General features: G+C 37.2%; 16 protein-coding genes and 2 tRNA genes. All 18 read right to left on the bottom strand.

What is annotated here, in order from left to right; genetic code table 11:
- Positions 1 to 109 precede the first annotated feature (109 nt).
- Positions 110 to 183: transfer RNA gene (locus CD138_RS00860), tRNA-Gly, on the bottom strand.
- Between the two features lie 19 nt (positions 184 to 202).
- Positions 203 to 285 (bottom strand) — tRNA-Leu (locus CD138_RS00855).
- A gap of 382 nt (positions 286 to 667) precedes the next feature.
- Positions 668 to 1,120: a SprT family protein gene (locus CD138_RS00850; protein ID WP_019169273.1), complete on the bottom strand. Its 453-nt coding sequence runs from the start codon at positions 1,118 to 1,120 to the stop codon at positions 668 to 670.
- Positions 1,113 to 3,263: a Tex family protein gene (locus tag CD138_RS00845; RefSeq protein ID WP_019169272.1), complete on the bottom strand. Its 2,151-nt coding sequence runs from the start codon at positions 3,261 to 3,263 to the stop codon at positions 1,113 to 1,115. Before CD138_RS00845 ends, CD138_RS00850 begins: the two co-directional genes overlap by 8 nt.
- A 740-nt stretch (positions 3,264 to 4,003) precedes the next feature.
- Positions 4,004 to 4,774 (bottom strand): RNA polymerase sigma factor SigB, encoded by a 771-nt coding sequence (sigB, locus tag CD138_RS00840; RefSeq protein WP_019169270.1) that lies wholly within the window; start codon positions 4,772 to 4,774, stop codon positions 4,004 to 4,006.
- The gene (gene rsbW, locus CD138_RS00835; RefSeq protein WP_019169269.1) at positions 4,749 to 5,228 is read right to left on the bottom strand and encodes an anti-sigma B factor RsbW; all 480 of its coding nucleotides are present in this window, start codon (positions 5,226 to 5,228) and stop codon (positions 4,749 to 4,751) included. The genes sigB and rsbW overlap by 26 nt, the downstream gene beginning before the upstream one ends.
- Positions 5,225 to 5,554, bottom strand: coding sequence for an anti-sigma factor antagonist (locus tag CD138_RS00830; RefSeq protein WP_019169268.1), 330 nt, complete (start codon positions 5,552 to 5,554; stop codon positions 5,225 to 5,227). Before CD138_RS00830 ends, rsbW begins: the two co-directional genes overlap by 4 nt.
- A 77-nt stretch (positions 5,555 to 5,631) precedes the next feature.
- Complete coding sequence (locus tag CD138_RS00825) at positions 5,632 to 6,636, bottom strand: SpoIIE family protein phosphatase (protein WP_019169267.1); 1,005 nt, start codon at positions 6,634 to 6,636, stop codon at positions 5,632 to 5,634.
- Positions 6,637 to 6,693: 57 nt separating this feature from the next.
- Entirely contained in the window at positions 6,694 to 7,047 is a 354-nt protein-coding gene (locus tag CD138_RS00820; protein ID WP_019169266.1) for a type II toxin-antitoxin system PemK/MazF family toxin, read from the bottom strand.
- A complete protein-coding gene (gene mazE, locus CD138_RS00815) occupies positions 7,048 to 7,218 on the bottom strand; it encodes a type II toxin-antitoxin system antitoxin MazE (RefSeq protein ID WP_019169265.1) in 171 nt (56 codons plus the stop codon).
- Between the two features lie 83 nt (positions 7,219 to 7,301).
- Positions 7,302 to 8,450 (bottom strand): alanine racemase, encoded by a 1,149-nt coding sequence (alr, locus tag CD138_RS00810; protein ID WP_019169264.1) that lies wholly within the window; start codon positions 8,448 to 8,450, stop codon positions 7,302 to 7,304.
- Positions 8,451 to 8,483: 33 nt separating this feature from the next.
- Positions 8,484 to 8,834, bottom strand: a complete 351-nt coding sequence (gene acpS / locus CD138_RS00805; RefSeq protein WP_019169263.1) for a holo-ACP synthase — start codon at positions 8,832 to 8,834, stop codon at positions 8,484 to 8,486.
- A complete protein-coding gene (locus tag CD138_RS00800; protein WP_019169262.1) occupies positions 8,831 to 9,349 on the bottom strand; it encodes a PH domain-containing protein in 519 nt (172 codons plus the stop codon). Before CD138_RS00800 ends, acpS begins: the two co-directional genes overlap by 4 nt.
- A complete protein-coding gene (locus tag CD138_RS00795; RefSeq protein WP_019169261.1) occupies positions 9,333 to 10,856 on the bottom strand; it encodes a PH domain-containing protein in 1,524 nt (507 codons plus the stop codon). Before CD138_RS00795 ends, CD138_RS00800 begins: the two co-directional genes overlap by 17 nt.
- Positions 10,849 to 11,322 carry a PH domain-containing protein gene (locus tag CD138_RS00790; protein WP_019169260.1) on the bottom strand — a complete coding sequence of 158 codons (474 nt, stop codon included), beginning with the start codon at positions 11,320 to 11,322 and terminating at the stop codon, positions 10,849 to 10,851. The genes CD138_RS00795 and CD138_RS00790 overlap by 8 nt, the downstream gene beginning before the upstream one ends.
- A 242-nt stretch (positions 11,323 to 11,564) precedes the next feature.
- The gene (cshA, locus tag CD138_RS00785; RefSeq protein WP_019169259.1) at positions 11,565 to 13,055 is read right to left on the bottom strand and encodes a degradosome RNA helicase CshA; all 1,491 of its coding nucleotides are present in this window, start codon (positions 13,053 to 13,055) and stop codon (positions 11,565 to 11,567) included.
- 282 nt (positions 13,056 to 13,337) lie between these two features.
- The gene (locus CD138_RS00780) at positions 13,338 to 14,702 is read right to left on the bottom strand and encodes a UDP-N-acetylmuramoyl-tripeptide--D-alanyl-D-alanine ligase (RefSeq protein WP_019169258.1); all 1,365 of its coding nucleotides are present in this window, start codon (positions 14,700 to 14,702) and stop codon (positions 13,338 to 13,340) included.
- 11 nt (positions 14,703 to 14,713) lie between these two features.
- Entirely contained in the window at positions 14,714 to 15,784 is a 1,071-nt protein-coding gene (locus tag CD138_RS00775) for a D-alanine--D-alanine ligase (protein ID WP_019169257.1), read from the bottom strand.
- Positions 15,785 to 15,935: the final 151 nt, after the last annotated feature.

Genomic DNA, 15,935 nt, shown 5'->3' with positions numbered 1-15,935 from the left:
GATTGTTTAAGTCAATCACTCTTGAAAGTACTTTTGAAGTACTCAAATTATTGGAATTAACGTTGACATATTGTCATTCAGTTTTCAATGTTCATTTCAATGATATTGATGGAGCGGGTGATGAGAATCGAACTCACAACATCAGCTTGGAAGGCTGAGGTTTTACCATTAAACTACACCCGCTTATTTAATTATTGGTTGATGCGGCCGAGAGGACTTGAACCTCCACGGGATTTCTCCCACTAGGCCCTCAACCTAGCGCGTCTGCCATTCCGCCACGACCGCTTGGATAAGACGTAATGCTTTTTCAGAACGATATTTATTATATTATATGGTGTTTGTATTGTCAACACTTTTTTAATATTTTTTTAATGTTTGTAATCTGTCTTTAACATGTCGTTTTTGCTACGTATTTTAGAATACAACATTTCGTCATCAATGTCAAACATCATCTTGTTTTATGTAATACTTTTTTAACGACTTTGTTATTATAATAAGTCCTCAAGATAAAGTCAATACAAATCACTCTAATTCTCATCATTTTTTTGGTCATTTTCTTTCAAGATAATTTACATATTACAACGTAATCTTTTAATTCTACATCTCATTCTAAAATAAAAAGACACTATCACCCACTTTTAGCAGTTAGCGTATAGTGTCTCGTTGATTATAAATATCTTTTTAACTGGAGACGTCCACCACATTTGCCACAACACATTTTAGCAACATCCACTTTTCTAATTCGAATATAATGCGTTTTACAAGAACGACATTGATACTCATAGTTCGCCCTTGACGCATAGCTTTCTGTCGGCTGACAAAATCGAGGTGCACCCACTTTTTCTGCTAACACTTTAAAGTCCCTGTCTTTATGTTGATGGCCTCTCCCACTCAAATGTAAGAAGTAATGACATAATTCGTGTTTAATAATTTGAATTAACGCCGATTTACCAAAATGTTCGTATTGTTTCGGATTAATTTCAATGTTGTGTGATGTTAGCATATAGCGTCCACCCGTTGTACGTAACCGTCGATTAAAGTAAATACGATGTTTAAATGGGACACCAAAATCCGACATAGCAATATGCTCAGTCAATTGTTGTAATGCTTGATCATTCATTTGGATCAATCATTGTCAGTGCGACTTTACCTTTATTTTCATCAATATTTTCAATCCACACTTCTACGATGTCCCCTACACTCACAATGTCCATCGGGTGTTTAACAAACTTTTTAGCGAGTTTTGAAATGTGCACCAAACCATCTTGCTTAATACCAATATCGACAAAAGCACCGAAATCGACAACATTACGTACTGTTCCATTCAGTTTCATCCCTTTTGATAAATCCACAATCGATAATACGTCTGATTTTAATTCTGGTGTTTCATAATCATCACGTGGGTCACGATTCGGTGCAATGAGTGATTTCACAATATCTTCTAACGTAGGTACACCGATGTTTAATTCGTTCGCATATGTTTGTACATCTAATGCAGATAAGGTTTTAGCTGCAACAGATGTACCAATATCTGTAATTTTGAGATCTAGACTTTCCAATAATTGATAAGTCGCATCATAGCTTTCTGGGTGAATTGCCGTATTGTCTAGCGGTTCTTTGCCATTTACAATACGTAAAAATCCGATACTTTGTTCAAACGTTTTTGCGCCCAATCGTTTAACTTTATTCAGCTCTCTATGATGTTTGATCGCGCCATTTTCTTCACGATACAACACAATGTTATCAGCAATTTGACGAGATAATCCTGATACATGTTGCAATAAGGTACTTGACGCTGTATTGACATCAACACCGACCTGGTTAACTGCTGTTTCAACTACAAAGTCAAGTGCAGCATCCAACGCTTTTTGGTTCACATCATGTTGATACTGTCCGACACCTATTGACTTAGGATCAATTTTAACGAGTTCACTTAATGGATCTTGTACACGTCGTCCGATAGATACGGCACTGCGCTCTTCTACTTGAAAGTCAGGAAATTCAGCGCGTGCGATTTCTGATGCTGAATACACAGATGCTCCAGCTTCATTCACGATAATATACTGAACATCAAGTTGGTGCTCTTGAATCATGCGTGCTACAAATTGTTCTGTTTCTCGACTTGCCGTACCGTTCCCTATCGCAATTAAGTTAATGTTAAAGTCTTTTACCATTTTTAAAAAGATTTTCTCAGCTTCAGCGACTTTAGATACAGGTGGATGTGGATACATCACTGACTTTTCAACAAATGTCCCATAAGGATTAATAACTGCGAGTTTACATCCCGTACGAAAGGCTGGGTCCACACCTAAAATTTGTTTTCCTTTTAATGGCGGCTGTAATAACAGGTTTTTCAAGTTTTCGCTAAACAATGTAATGGCTTGTGCTTCGGCCCGTTCAGTTAAATCTGTTCTTATTTCTCGCTCAATAGATGGGAAAATCAAGCGTTTCATCGCATCGTCAATGGCTTCTCCTACAAGTGTAGATAACGCATTTTGACCATTAACTTCACGCTTTTTAATATTTTGTGCCAATGTTGACTTGTCCATATCAATTTTCACTTGCAGCACTTTTTCATTTTCACCACGATTCATCGCCAAAATACGGTGATTTGCAACAGAACGTACAGGCTCTTGGTAATCATAGTACATTTCAAAAACTGCTTTTTCATCTTCCGCATTTTTCTTTTTCTGTGCTATTATCAAACCTTCTTTTTGTGTTAATTTTAAAATCTGTTTGCGATATTGTGGGTGATCTGCAATTTTCTCAGCAATAATATCTTGTGCACCTTGAATCGCATCTTCTGTTGTTGACACTTCTTCAGTTAAGAATGACTGAGCTTTCTTTTCTAAATCACCATCTAAATTCTGACGATAAACCCATTCTGCTAGTGACTCAAGTCCTTTACGTTTGGCCTCTGTCGCACGTGTCTTTTTCTTTTGCTTATATGGACGATACAAATCTTCCACACGTTGTAATTTCGTTTGCTTTTGAATCTCTTGTCGCAGTTCATCTGTTAATAAGCCTTGTTGCTCAATGCTATGTATCACTTCATCTTTTCGCTTTTGCAACTGTTCCATGTAGTGATATTCATCTGCAATTTGTTTAATTTCAACTTCATCTAATCCACCTGTCACTTCTTTACGATAACGCGCAATAAAAGGGACAGTGTTTTTTTCTTCTAATAATTTCAGAACCGCCTCAATATGTTGAACGGGGAACTGATATTGTTGATGTATTGCTTGTACAAAATGATTTGCCAAAAATATTCACCGCTTTCTCAATCTTTTCTAAACTATTTTAACATGTATGTATCCATGAATGTCAGTCAGAAATAAAGACTCACTCTTATTCACACTTATCTCCCAACATAGATAAAAGAATTGCCCTATTCCTCGCAATGCTTAACACAACGCCACAGATTGCAAAGGCCATACAAGACTCCCGAGATACACAAAGTAATCTGAATGTTAATTCTTTTTACTTATATAGTGACTACTGTTTATCGCAGTAGCTGTCTGGCTTCTCAATGCGTTCACTTTTGAGAAGCCTAGTTAGCCTTGCAGTGGCAGTACTACGAAATCTTTGTTGACATCAGATTTCTGTACTGCTCCCGAAAATCCAATTCAGCTTCATTCAAATGCTCTCTTCAATCAAGCCGAATTGAGTTGAAAGTTCAGCCGATTGATTCAGCAAACACCACTTCCACTTATATTCATCCACCTCCCCACTAAAGATAAAAGGATTGCCCTATTTCTCGCAATGTTTGACGCAGCACCACAGATTGCAAAGGCCATACAAGACTCCCAAGGGATCAGACGCAGCCGAAAATCCAATTTGGCTTCCATCAAGTATGCACTCCAATTAAGCCAAATTTAGTTGAGGCAAGTCCCCTGGGAACGCCAGTGTGGCCTAGCAATCTTGTAGCTTACTTTGTGTCAGTCATCATTTCAAAAACACAAAAAGGACCGGAACATCACATCCCAATCCTTTTAGCAAACCTCTATTTTCTCGCAGCATCCTGCAATTTCTTTATGGCTGTTCTTTGTAACCGAGAGACATGCATCTGACTTAATCCAATACGTTCTCCCGTTTCTTTTTGACTCAGACCATCAATAAACGTACATTGAATAATCTCTCTTTCACGATCAGTTAAAATAGGAAGTATCCGCTCTAAAATCATCCGCTTCTCAGTCAGCTCATAATTATCATCTTGTTGACCCATGATATCTAATAGTGTCACTGTAGAGCCATCTTTGTCCGCTTCAATGGAATGATCGACACTTAAAGCGTTATAACTTTGTCCCATTTCCATTGCTTCTAACACATCTTCATCCGAAACTTCAAGACGTTCTGCAATTTCGCTGATTGACGGTGAACGTCCTAATTCATTCGTTAGCTCATCGCTCACTTTTTTGATTCTCGGTCCTATTTCTTTAATTCTACGTGGGACGTGAACACTCCATGTTTTATCCCTTAAGTAGCGCTTAATTTCACCTATAACAGTGGGGACTAAAAAAGCTTCGAATTTTCTATCAAATGATAAATCAAATCGATTAATCGCACCAATCAGTCCTACCATACCAACCTGTACTAAATCTTCATGATGTGATTGACCTTTGGAGTATTTATAAGCTAAGGATTCAATCAGCTTCTCGTAATGTTTAACGAGTTTCTCTTGCGCTTCATTATCCATATGATTCTGATACGCTTGAATCCATTGGTTGATTTGTTCAGGTGAAACAGCACTAGCTGATTTCGACTCTTTCGTCATTATTTCGCACCTGCTCTTTTTTGATATACTTAATCATACTAATTGTAACACCTGTCTCTTTATCCACCGTTACCTCGTCCATTAATGATTCGATTAAGAATAAACCGAGTCCGCCTTCTCTTAAGAAATCAATACTTTCATTTTCTTGATAAGGGCCTAAGTTTTGTTTTGTTTCTTGATAATTAAAACTATCACCTTGATCAGATACTACAATTTTGATGCGATCTGATGTGAGTTCAAAACACACGTGAATGTATCCTTGTTCTACTGTATCTTTATACGCGTGTTTAACAGCATTCGTCACTGCTTCACTTACAGCAATTTTAGCGTCTTCAATATCATCATAATGTGCACCAGCACGTGTAAACACACCTGATAACGTCAAACGAATTAAACTGACATACTCAGCAGATGCAGGAAGCCGCATTTCAATGACATCATTGGTTTGCATCATCGTTCGACCTCCGTTCCTTCATTGACATGCATCAAATCATTTAACCCTGTAATTTCAAATAGGCGTTTAATACGATCATTCACACCTAAAATGTACAATTCTTTTTCGTGTTGATTTAACGCTTTTAAAGTTCCAACAAATAATCCTAAACCTGTTGAGTCCATATAGTTTAACTTTTCTAAATTAACATAAATATCATGTGTTCCTGCTTGTCGAATAGGAACGAGCACTTTTTCAAGTTCCGGAACTGTAGCGACATCTAATTCTCCGGCAACTGCGACATTATAATGTGTTTCATGTTTTTCGGTTTCTATATTAAGGTTCATTATTGATTACACTCCTACTTTATTCTCTACTTGTTCAGTTTACCCATTTCAATACATCCGTAATCTTTTTTTCGACTTTAGTGCACGCGTTTAATAATTAAAATGGTTAAATCATCTCGTTTGCCTGTTTTTTGCAATCTCAGTAATTCTTCATACAAGAGTTGGACGATATCTTGTGGATGTAATTGTTTATATGCAAGTATAAAATCAAGTAAATAACAAGTATCAATAAACTCGCCGTCTTCTTTTCTAATTTCGGTCACACCATCTGTAAAAACGATAATCATATCATCAATATTAATGGCTATTTCTTGTTGTTGATATCTTACATGTGGACTTACACCTAATACCCGACCTCTTACAGTAATTTCTTCAAATGTGTCGGATTCCGCTCTGAAAACATATCCCGGTTCATGTCCAGCTGAACTACAGTATAAGACATGGTTAATTTCCTCATAAAGTCCATAAAACATCGTCACGAACATGTTTTGATTAATATTTTTTTCTACTACACGATTTAAACGTTTCAATCCATCATTAGGCAGTTGAGAATGCCCGTACGAATCCATCCCAAACTTTATCATACTCATAGCTAACGCAGCTGGAATCCCTTTACCGATGACATCCGCGACTGCAAAACTCATTGTGCCATCTTTATGATCAATCAAGTTGAAATAGTCACCACTCACATGCTGAGCCGCAACAGAAATGACCCCAATTTGAATGCTATCAAACTGCGGAATATTCGTTTTTAACATTGTTTGTTGTAAACGTGAAGCGACGTCCAATTCTTTATCATGAACTTCCACACGATCTACCAAGGCTTTGTAATTCTCATAATCATAACCAAAGCTTCCAATGACTGCTCTTAATATATCTAAAATTGCAATCATATCTTCACGTGATAAATCGTGCTTCTGAACATATTTTCTATGTATATCTACAAAATCTTCTGGTAATAATGCATCATCAGATAAATTTTCAGAAAAAGAATGCGCTTGATTGAGAACATTGGATTTACTTTCACTTTGTAAAAATTGATCCACAAGTTGAAAGTATTTCGATTCATTCTGATTTGACATTAAACGTTCTCCTTCCAATTAAAACTGTAATAGGCTTTAGGAGTATAATCCTAAAGCCTATTTATGGTGATTCATGTGCAGTCCTAAACTAATACCAATCGCATTGTTAACTTCTTTCATCTTCTTGTCAGACAAAAATGTTAACTTTTCTTTCAATCGCTTCTTATCGACTGTTCGAATTTGTTCTAGTAAAATTACAGAATCTTTATCGAGTTTATATTTATTTTTTTCGATTTCAACATGCGTTGGTATCTTTGCCTTGTTAATCCGACCAGTAATTGCGGCTACAATCACAGTGGGACTATACTTATTACCAGTGTCATTTTGTATAATGACCACGGGCCTTACTCCCCCCTGTTCAGAACCCTGTACTGGCGATAAATCTGCTAAATAAACGTCTCCGCGCTTCATCTAGTCTTCCTTATAATCAGATGTCAAGTGTGATTCATTACAATCGCAAGCTTCACATTCAACGGAGTATGCTTCAGTGGCAAGGGAGAGATTCAAATCTGCCATCTGCACATAGCCTTCTTTTAATGACTGTTCTAAATTTTTAAATCTTGTTTGATTGAATGCTGACATAAATAGGACCTCCATATCAATACAACACATTTAAAACGCTTTGATTACGTCTATCATAACAAAAATAGAGCGGAATCACCATACTATTTTAACAATTCGTTCGATATTTCGACCATTTCTTCTGAATGATATAGACGCGGCACCCTTCTTCCAATATTACATAATACTTCATAATTAATCGTTTGTTGTTGCGCTGCGAGGCTTTCCACAGATTGTGAAGTATGTGCTTGATCGTCTATTAAAATAACTTCATCACCCATTTGTACAGTCGCAGGTACACGAATGGCTGTACGGTCCATGCTCACACGACCCACAATCTCACATTCAGTTTCTCCAATTTTGACGGTTGCTCCTTGCATTGAACGTAAATAGCCATCTGCGTATCCAATTGGCAATAATGCAATGGTCATATCTTCAGGTGCTGTATATGTTTGACCGTAACCGACTGTCTCTCCTTTGATAAGTGATTTTACTTCCATCACTTCTGTAGCAAGTTGAACAGCTGGTGCTAATTGTGCCGTTGCAATTTTTTCAATAAATGCAGATGGGTAATAACCATACAGCGCAATACCTGGTCTAAATGCATTACATAATGACGGATTAAAACGTAACGTCCCCGCAGAATTTTGCATATGAATGTATGCCGGATGATCTGTACTTTCGATAATTTCTTCAAAACGTTCATATTGTAAATGTGCAGAATCATTGTCCTCATCAGCTGAATGAAAATGTGAAAATGCGCCTTCAAAGACGAGATTTTCTTGTGATTGTATGAGGTCTATGATTTCATGATACGCTTCGATGTCTTTTACACCTAAGCGATTCATCCCTGTATCCACTTTAATATGTAACCATAAAGTCTTTTCATTATCTTCTTCAATTTCTGCAATGGCCGCTTCCAACCATGCTTTTGAAGGGACTGTGACGGCAACACGGTGTTGTATCGCTTTATTAATGGTTTCTGGTGGAATGCTCGATAAAATCAAAATTTTCTCTTTAATTCCGTGCATTCTCAACTCAATTGCTTCATCTAAAGTAGCCACACAGAAAAATTCCGCGCCTAATTGACTTAAATGTTGCGCAATGGGTATACTCCCCAGACCATACGCGTTAGCCTTAACAACGGGCATCATCGTTTTATTGGGTTGTAATTTTGTGAGCGCATAATAATTTTCTGAAATCGCATCTAAATTTACTTTCATCGTGGTGGTGCGATAATATTTTTCTGACATAATTGTCATCCTTCCTCTATCTATATTCGTTCGTTATTGTTCTAAAATCACTTGTGCCGCTGCATAATGTTCTGTATGTGTGATAGAAACATGTACGTGATAGCCTTCCATTTGAATGGTCGGTTTACCTAGTGCATCATTTTCACAATGAATTTGTTTAAATGTAATCGTTTTGCCAATGCCTGTACCTAATGCTTTACTGAATGCCTCTTTTACTGCGAATCGACCCGCTAAAAATTCAATACGACGTCGCTCTATCGTAAAATCGTGATAACGTTCAAGTTCTTGTTCAGATAAAATGCGTTCTGGAAATCGAGGTTGACGCTGTACAGTTTCCATCATGCGGCCAATTTCAACTAAATCAATACCTATACCCTGTATCATAAAGATCCCTCTTCTTTGTCGTCATGTTCTACTAAAGGCGTTGTTTCTGATGTTTGCACATTTTCACCCTTTTGTTTAATAAATGCCATCACTTTTAAGGCGGTATCTTTATCTATAAGCGTCACATCCACATTTCCTCCAGCAGTCGAAAGCGTCAATGTCGCAAGTTGATATTTGCGCATAATCCAACCTTCATGCAAATCCACATTTTGAATTCGATACATCGGAATACGGCTTTGCTTAATCATGATAAATCCTTTTCTCACCGTCATTAAATGTGAACGATATGCATAACCAAATGTACGATATTTATAAATCGGTTTCAGCCACACATTGACAATGAGTTGGAGGAGAAGAATGACCGCAAAGATGATGATAATGGTGATGATGAGTCGATCCCAATCGAAAAAGTAGCCTAATACAACAAATCCAATTAACAGTAATGCAATGCCTGCTGACATGATTAACGCAGCGATACGCATCACTTTAATACCGCTTTCACTCATCTTTTCCATTCGTATCTCCACCTCCTAAATACCATTGTTTATAGCGTGTGACTTTCGATTGATCCTCGAAGCGTAAACCGATATTTTTATATACAGCGCCACTCGCAATAGTAAAGTCAAAGTGCGCTAACTCTTTTCGTTGCATAAAAGGATGTGCAATTTGTTCGAAACCCAAAATTTTATCCTTTTTAAAAGTCGTCGTTTTAAAACCAAACCATGTCACTTTACGAATCGACACTTCTTCATCCGTAAATGCCGAACCTGATGTACGCGTCGCAATCACACTATGAATGATCAAATACAAAATTATAGGTACGACGATCATCCATATCCACACCCATAAATAATAATAATGAACAAGTGCGCCGATACCGATTAAAATTAAAGATACAATCCAAAAACGACGATGAAAACCGCGCCACGGCATGCCTGGATGAATCGGTTGAAATGCGTTGACTGGTACGAGTGCCTTCAATATTTTTGCCCCTTCTCGTTGTTTAATAAAAGGTAATACCATAATATCACCACTCGCAAAGTCATCATCTAAATCCGCATCCATATCACTTGTAATAATAAAGTGGTATGCGGTATATCCAAACAGGTGTCTTAAAAATGACTTCTTTTCTTGAACTGCTTGTAATTTCGTAATAGGTAATGATAAATGGGTGACTTTGAACAAACCGTATCGAATTTTTAAAAAGTCACCTTTACGTATTAATGTAAAGCGATAATATTTAATCATGGTGATGATGACACCTGTAATATAGGCTAGAAGCAAGATTGTAAATGTCACTATTACGATGAGTGCGACTAAATTCTTAATCCACGCTTCAACTTGATCGAACACACCGTCCCAAGGAATAACATCTTCAAAAGCAGCGAAAATGGGTCCTACAGTTGCTAACGTAACGAAAACGGCGCCACTTGTCATCGCCATCAACAATAAATTTTGGGTCGATAACGTATATATCACTTCATCAGGATAACACATCACAGGCGCTGCTTCTTCTGTTGATTGATCGTGTTCATGATTTAATTCTATCGTGTCACCATTCGACTCTGCATCAATTCTCACTTTTGCATCTTCAATTTCTTCTTGAATCCATTGACTTTGTTGCTTCGTGACCATATTCAAATCGATACCATCACTTGGCGTTTTAATGACAAGCTTCACCCCACCAACAATTTGATGCACAATCGATTGCACTGTATCCATTGTTTGAATACGTCGAATATTCAACTCTTTGCGTTCTAAATTGAACAAGCCAGTTGTCACAATGAAATAGTCACCTTCAATCCAATAACGTGTTCGATAAATTTCAACTGTCCGTCTAATGAAAGTGATAATAAACGATATTGTGATGATACCTGGCCATATATAATTCGTCCAATCTGTAAAGTCAAAGCTGTCCAATTGAAAAAATAAAAACAAGATGATCAAAATAATATTGTTTTTGATTGCTTCAATAATACTTAATATGTAAGAAATCGGATGTAATTTTTGAGGACTATACATCGCTGTCACCACCTTCTAATCGCGCAAGGCAGAATGATTCAATTTCAGTGATCGTGTCATCAAAGAGCAATGGTAAAACCAACTCATGACCGGCCGTATAACAAGTCAATCGATTAAGTTTAAAACGTCTCATCAATGGCCCTGATTTACGTCTCACATATTGTATACGTTCAATTTGAATGACTTCATTCCGCTTAAACCACCAGTTTCTTTTAATTTCAATATAACTATCCGTCACACGGTAGTGATAATAGCGATAGTGAAGTAGAGGTCGAATGAGATGATAAAGCACGGCAATAAGCGCTAATCCAGCGAAAATGTACGTCCCATAAAATGGCATATCATGATAAAACCATACAATCACGCCAGCGATTAACAAAATGAGTGTTGCCATCAATTGATATAAATGCCACAACTTTAAATAGCGACTGGCTTCTATTGGACTCCCTGTAAATTCAAGTTGCATGCAGATAGTCACTCCTCTAGTAAATTTAGCATTATTATATCACAAACTTTTTTCTTACTGATAGCTAGATAAGCGAGATGACCGAGTAACTGTTTCACGCATTTATCAGTCTCTTCAAAAGCTAAATCGTCTATGGTCAAATCTGGTGTTCTGTAATCAACGCTCATGCATTAAAAAAAGCAACACATACATCTCAATAGAAATGCACAGTGCTGCTCTTTAATTATTTGATCGAACGACGCTTATTTTTGATGATCCGCGAATGTACGTCCTTTTTTCACTTTTGTTTCTCGCTTATGTTTGAAGTTGCCTTTTTTATTACCACTTGGCTTATGGTTACGTCCAGGTTTTGAATGACGTTTGTTGTTGCCACCTTTACGATTGCCGCCTTTTGATGAACGACCATTTTTACGTGTCAGTGGTTTTTCAAACGTTAATTGTACATCGACTTCATCATTTGATTCTACTAATTCTTGTAATAACGCAGTCACAAGTTCAGTTTGATCATATGTGTCTAATAATTTTTTCGCGATGTTTTCTACACGTGGTTCTTTAGCAGCATCCATCCAACTTTGAACTTTGCTCATGATTTCATCTTCACGTGCTTTTAACACTTCTTTACGATGTGGTGGTCTTAACGCGCGCATTTGACGACGATTTGTTTCTTCAATTTGACGGATATAATCCATTTCGATTGGATTCACAAATGTCACAGCGATACCATGTTTACCCGCACGACCTGTACGTCCAATACGGTGTGTATAGCTTTCAGTATCTTGTGGGATGTCAAAGTTATATACGTGACTCACACCTGAAATATCTAATCCTCTAGCCGCAACATCTGTCGCAACTAAAATATCGATTTGGTCATTTTTGAATTTTTTCAATACTTCTAAACGTTTCGCTTGTGTAATATCACCGTGCAGCCCTTCAGCTTTGTAGCCTTTTGAAAGTAACGCACTTGTTAATTCATCAACACGACGTTTCGTACGACCAAACACAATCGCTAACTCAGGTTGATGAACATCTAAGAAATTCGTAAATGTATCGAATTTTTCAAGTTCTTTAACGATCGTATAATATTCGTCAATTTGTGGGTCAGAAATTTCATTATTCATCGTTTTAATGATACGTGGCGATTTCATAAATTTTTGTACTAATTCTTGAATCGCTTTTGGCATTGTTGCCGAGAATAACATCGTTTGACGGTTTTCTGATGGCAATTTATCCATAATATAACGCATATCGTCGATGAAGCCCATGTTCATCATTTCATCTGCTTCATCTAAAATTAACGTTTCGATTTGTTGTGGTTTTAATGTACGGCGGTTAAGGTGGTCAATCACACGACCTGGTGTACCCACAACGATTTGTGGTCCGCGTTTTAAAGATTTAATTTGACGGTCGATTGGCATACCACCAAATACAGTCACAACTTGGACTTTTTGACCACGACTGAATTCACGTAATTGTTCAGCAACTTGCATCGCTAATTCACGTGTAGGTGCTAAAATTAAAGCACGTACGCCTTCTTTCCCAACAACTTTTTCGATCAATGGGATACCAAAGGCACCTGTTTTTCCTGTTCCGGTCTGCGCTTGACCTAGGATATCAATGTTTTCGAGTGCAAATGGGATACTATCTTTTTGAATGGGTGTCGGCTCCGTAAACCCCATTGCCTCGAGGGTTTCAGCTGTACGTTCTGAAACGCCTAATTCTGTAAATTTTTGCAAAGTAATTCTCCTTTTTGAATCATCATTCTTATATATTTTTGTCAATTAAGTTTAATCTAACTTCTACATATTACCATTTTCGTCACAATACCGCAATAAATGAAAGTTCACTATCATTTAAATTCTTATATATTCTCTATGCTTTTAAATCGTATCACTGTTGGGTTTGAGCATAATTTGAACATGCTAAAGAATAATTTTTTATGCCTTCAATTTTATTTTTTTAACATAGAAAATGGAACAAAGACAGTGATGACTCACAGCTTCATTCCATTCAACATATTATTTTGTTTGTACAAGTGCTTCGACAACTTCTTCTAAATGCATACCTCGTGAGGCTTTAACGAGGACGACACTGTTTTGTTCTACGATAGACGTTAAATAGCGAATCAATTTATCTTTTTGATCGAAATGAATTGCCTCATTCACGTAGCCCTTACCATTTTCATGAATAGCCATGGCACCTTCACCAAACGTATACAGTTGATCGATACCTTTATTTTCTAGGTATTTTCCGACACTTGCATGAAGTTGCAGTGATTGTTCACCAAGTTCCAGGACATCTCCGAGCACCAGTATTGTGTCACCTTTCATATGGCTTAATGTATCAATCGCAGCTTTCATACTCGTCGGACTCGCATTATATGCATCATTAATGACCATCGCACCATTTGGCGTCATAAATTTCTGCATGCGCATATCCGTGAGCTTGAGCGATGTGAATTGCTGTTGAATTTGTTCATCTGTTAAGCCCATAATCCGTCCAACTGTAATCGCAATCGTCGCATTACGCATATTATGTTCACCTAAAATAGGAATACGATATGTCACATCATGATTGACTGTGAATGTAATCCCTTCTTCAAGATGTGACACCATTTGACATTGCATATCATTATTCGCCGACAAACCGACACTCACTTGATGTGCAGTTGTTAACGTCTCTACATGGGGGTGTAACAATGGTTCATCCCCATCATAAATGAAATAACCTTCTGATTTTAAACCTGACACAATTTCAAATTTTGCTTTGGCAATGCCTTCTCTTGACCCTAAATCTTGCATATGTGATTCTCCGATGTTCGTTATCACTGCAAAATCCGGTTGCGCAATATTAGACAATAATTCAATTTCATGAAAACCTGACATCCCCATTTCTAAAATGGAAACTTCTGTATCCTCATTCAACTGTAGAATGGTTAATGGCATGCCAATTTCATTATTGTAATTGCCCTGCGTTTTTTGAACATGAAATTTTCCAGACAGGACGTTTTCCAACATATCTTTTGTCGTTGTCTTTCCGTTTGAACCTGTCACAGCAATCACTGTAGGTGCAACATGTTGTAAATACGCTTTTGCCAACTGTTGCAGTGCAGTCAATGTATTTTCTACAAAAATGACCGGTCCATTCGTAGGTGCTGTGATCGAGCTGTCTTTTTGGAAGAATGTCGCACTCGCCCCATCGCGCAAAGCCTGTTCGCAATACTGATGACCGTCTACATTTTCACCTTTGAAAGGGATGAATAATTGTCCTTTTTGAATGTGTCTTGAATCGATTGTGACGCCCTTTATTTCAACGTCTAAATGTTGTGCATCTATGTCACAGTCTATCCACTCTGCAAGTTGCTTCAGCGTAATATTTATCATCATCAAAACTCCTAATCAATTCGGTGTTTATTTTTTTGCTTATCTTCGTAACGTGCTTTCGCCAAATCAATTAACTTTGTAATCAATTCGGAATAAGAAACACCCATATTTTCCCATAATTTTGGATACATACTATACGCTGTAAATCCAGGCATCGCATTCGTTTCATTAATGTAGATTTGGTTATCTGCTGTCACGAAAAAGTCTGCACGTAACAATCCAGAACAATCTGTCGCTTTAAATGCTTCTACAGCCATATTGCGTAAAGTCATTTGAACTTCTTGATCCAGGTCAGCTGGTATTGCGAGCTTCACTTTCCCATCTTTATATTTTGATTTATAGTCATAGAAAGCGACATCCTTGACCACTTCACCTGGCCATGTTGTTTCAGGATAATCATTTCCCAATACAGCCACTTCAATCTCACGCGCATCTACACCTTGTTCAATGACAAGTTTACGGTCAAATTGAAACGCTTCTTCAATCCCTTTAATTAAAGCTGCTTCATCTTCACATTTACTAATCCCGACACTTGAACCTAAGTTCGCTGGTTTTACGAACACTGGGAATTCTAACTTGTCATGTACAAGTTTAATAATATTTTTGCGATATTTTTCGTATTCACTTCTTAAAAAACTCACATAAGGTAATTGAGGTAAACCGCGATGTGCAAATAATTGTTTCATCACTAATTTATCCATTGAACTAGATGCAGCTAACACACCATTACCTACATACGGAATATCTAAAACTTCAAACAACCCTTGAATGGTTCCATCTTCACCATTTGGTCCGTGTAATAATGGGAATACCGCATCATAGCGCCCACCTTGACTGCTTTGTGTGAGCATCGTTGAAATATCACTCGTTGGAACGTCATCGATGCGTAACGTTTCAATATCCGAAATTTCGTCAGTAATATTGTTCATTTTTTTCCATTGACCATCATTCGTAATATAAATAATATCGATGTGGTAACGCCCTTTATCAATTGCGTTCAGTACATTTTGTGCGGTTAAAATTGACACATCATGTTCGGCACTTTTACCACCATATATGATACATAATGCTTCTTTCGACATAACTCCGCCTCCATCATTTTTATCTAAACTCCATATTACCATGACTTTTATTTGTATTGCATTTATTTTCCGAGAATATTAGCAATTTGATTACAACTTATGTAAAATCGGTATATAATGACAATATAGAATTTATGTGTAAAGGAGATTG

This window comes from Staphylococcus intermedius NCTC 11048 (assembly GCF_002902385.1).
Taxonomy (GTDB): Bacteria; Bacillota; Bacilli; order Staphylococcales; family Staphylococcaceae; genus Staphylococcus; species Staphylococcus intermedius.
This window is presented reverse-complemented; position numbering and strand designations above follow the sequence as displayed.

Coding starts and splice junctions, on each gene's coding strand:
- CD138_RS00850 (WP_019169273.1), bottom strand. CDS start 1,120: ATGAATGATCAAGCATTACAACAATTGACTGAGCATATTGCTATGTCG.
- sigB (WP_019169270.1), bottom strand. CDS start 4,774: ATGACGAAAGAGTCGAAATCAGCTAGTGCTGTTTCACCTGAACAAATC.
- rsbW (WP_019169269.1), bottom strand. CDS start 5,228: ATGATGCAAACCAATGATGTCATTGAAATGCGGCTTCCTGCATCTGCT.
- CD138_RS00830 (WP_019169268.1), bottom strand. CDS start 5,554: ATGAACCTTAATATAGAAACCGAAAAACATGAAACACATTATAATGTC.
- CD138_RS00825 (WP_019169267.1), bottom strand. CDS start 6,636: ATGTCAAATCAGAATGAATCGAAATACTTTCAACTTGTGGATCAATTT.
- CD138_RS00820 (WP_019169266.1), bottom strand. CDS start 7,047: ATGAAGCGCGGAGACGTTTATTTAGCAGATTTATCGCCAGTACAGGGT.
- mazE (WP_019169265.1), bottom strand. CDS start 7,218: ATGTCAGCATTCAATCAAACAAGATTTAAAAATTTAGAACAGTCATTA.
- alr (WP_019169264.1), bottom strand. CDS start 8,450: ATGTCAGAAAAATATTATCGCACCACCACGATGAAAGTAAATTTAGAT.
- acpS (WP_019169263.1), bottom strand. CDS start 8,834: ATGATACAGGGTATAGGTATTGATTTAGTTGAAATTGGCCGCATGATG.
- CD138_RS00800 (WP_019169262.1), bottom strand. CDS start 9,349: ATGGAAAAGATGAGTGAAAGCGGTATTAAAGTGATGCGTATCGCTGCG.
- CD138_RS00795 (WP_019169261.1), bottom strand. CDS start 10,856: ATGTATAGTCCTCAAAAATTACATCCGATTTCTTACATATTAAGTATT.
- CD138_RS00790 (WP_019169260.1), bottom strand. CDS start 11,322: ATGCAACTTGAATTTACAGGGAGTCCAATAGAAGCCAGTCGCTATTTA.
- CD138_RS00780 (WP_019169258.1), bottom strand. CDS start 14,702: ATGATAAATATTACGCTGAAGCAACTTGCAGAGTGGATAGACTGTGAC.
- CD138_RS00775 (WP_019169257.1), bottom strand. CDS start 15,784: ATGTCGAAAGAAGCATTATGTATCATATATGGTGGTAAAAGTGCCGAA.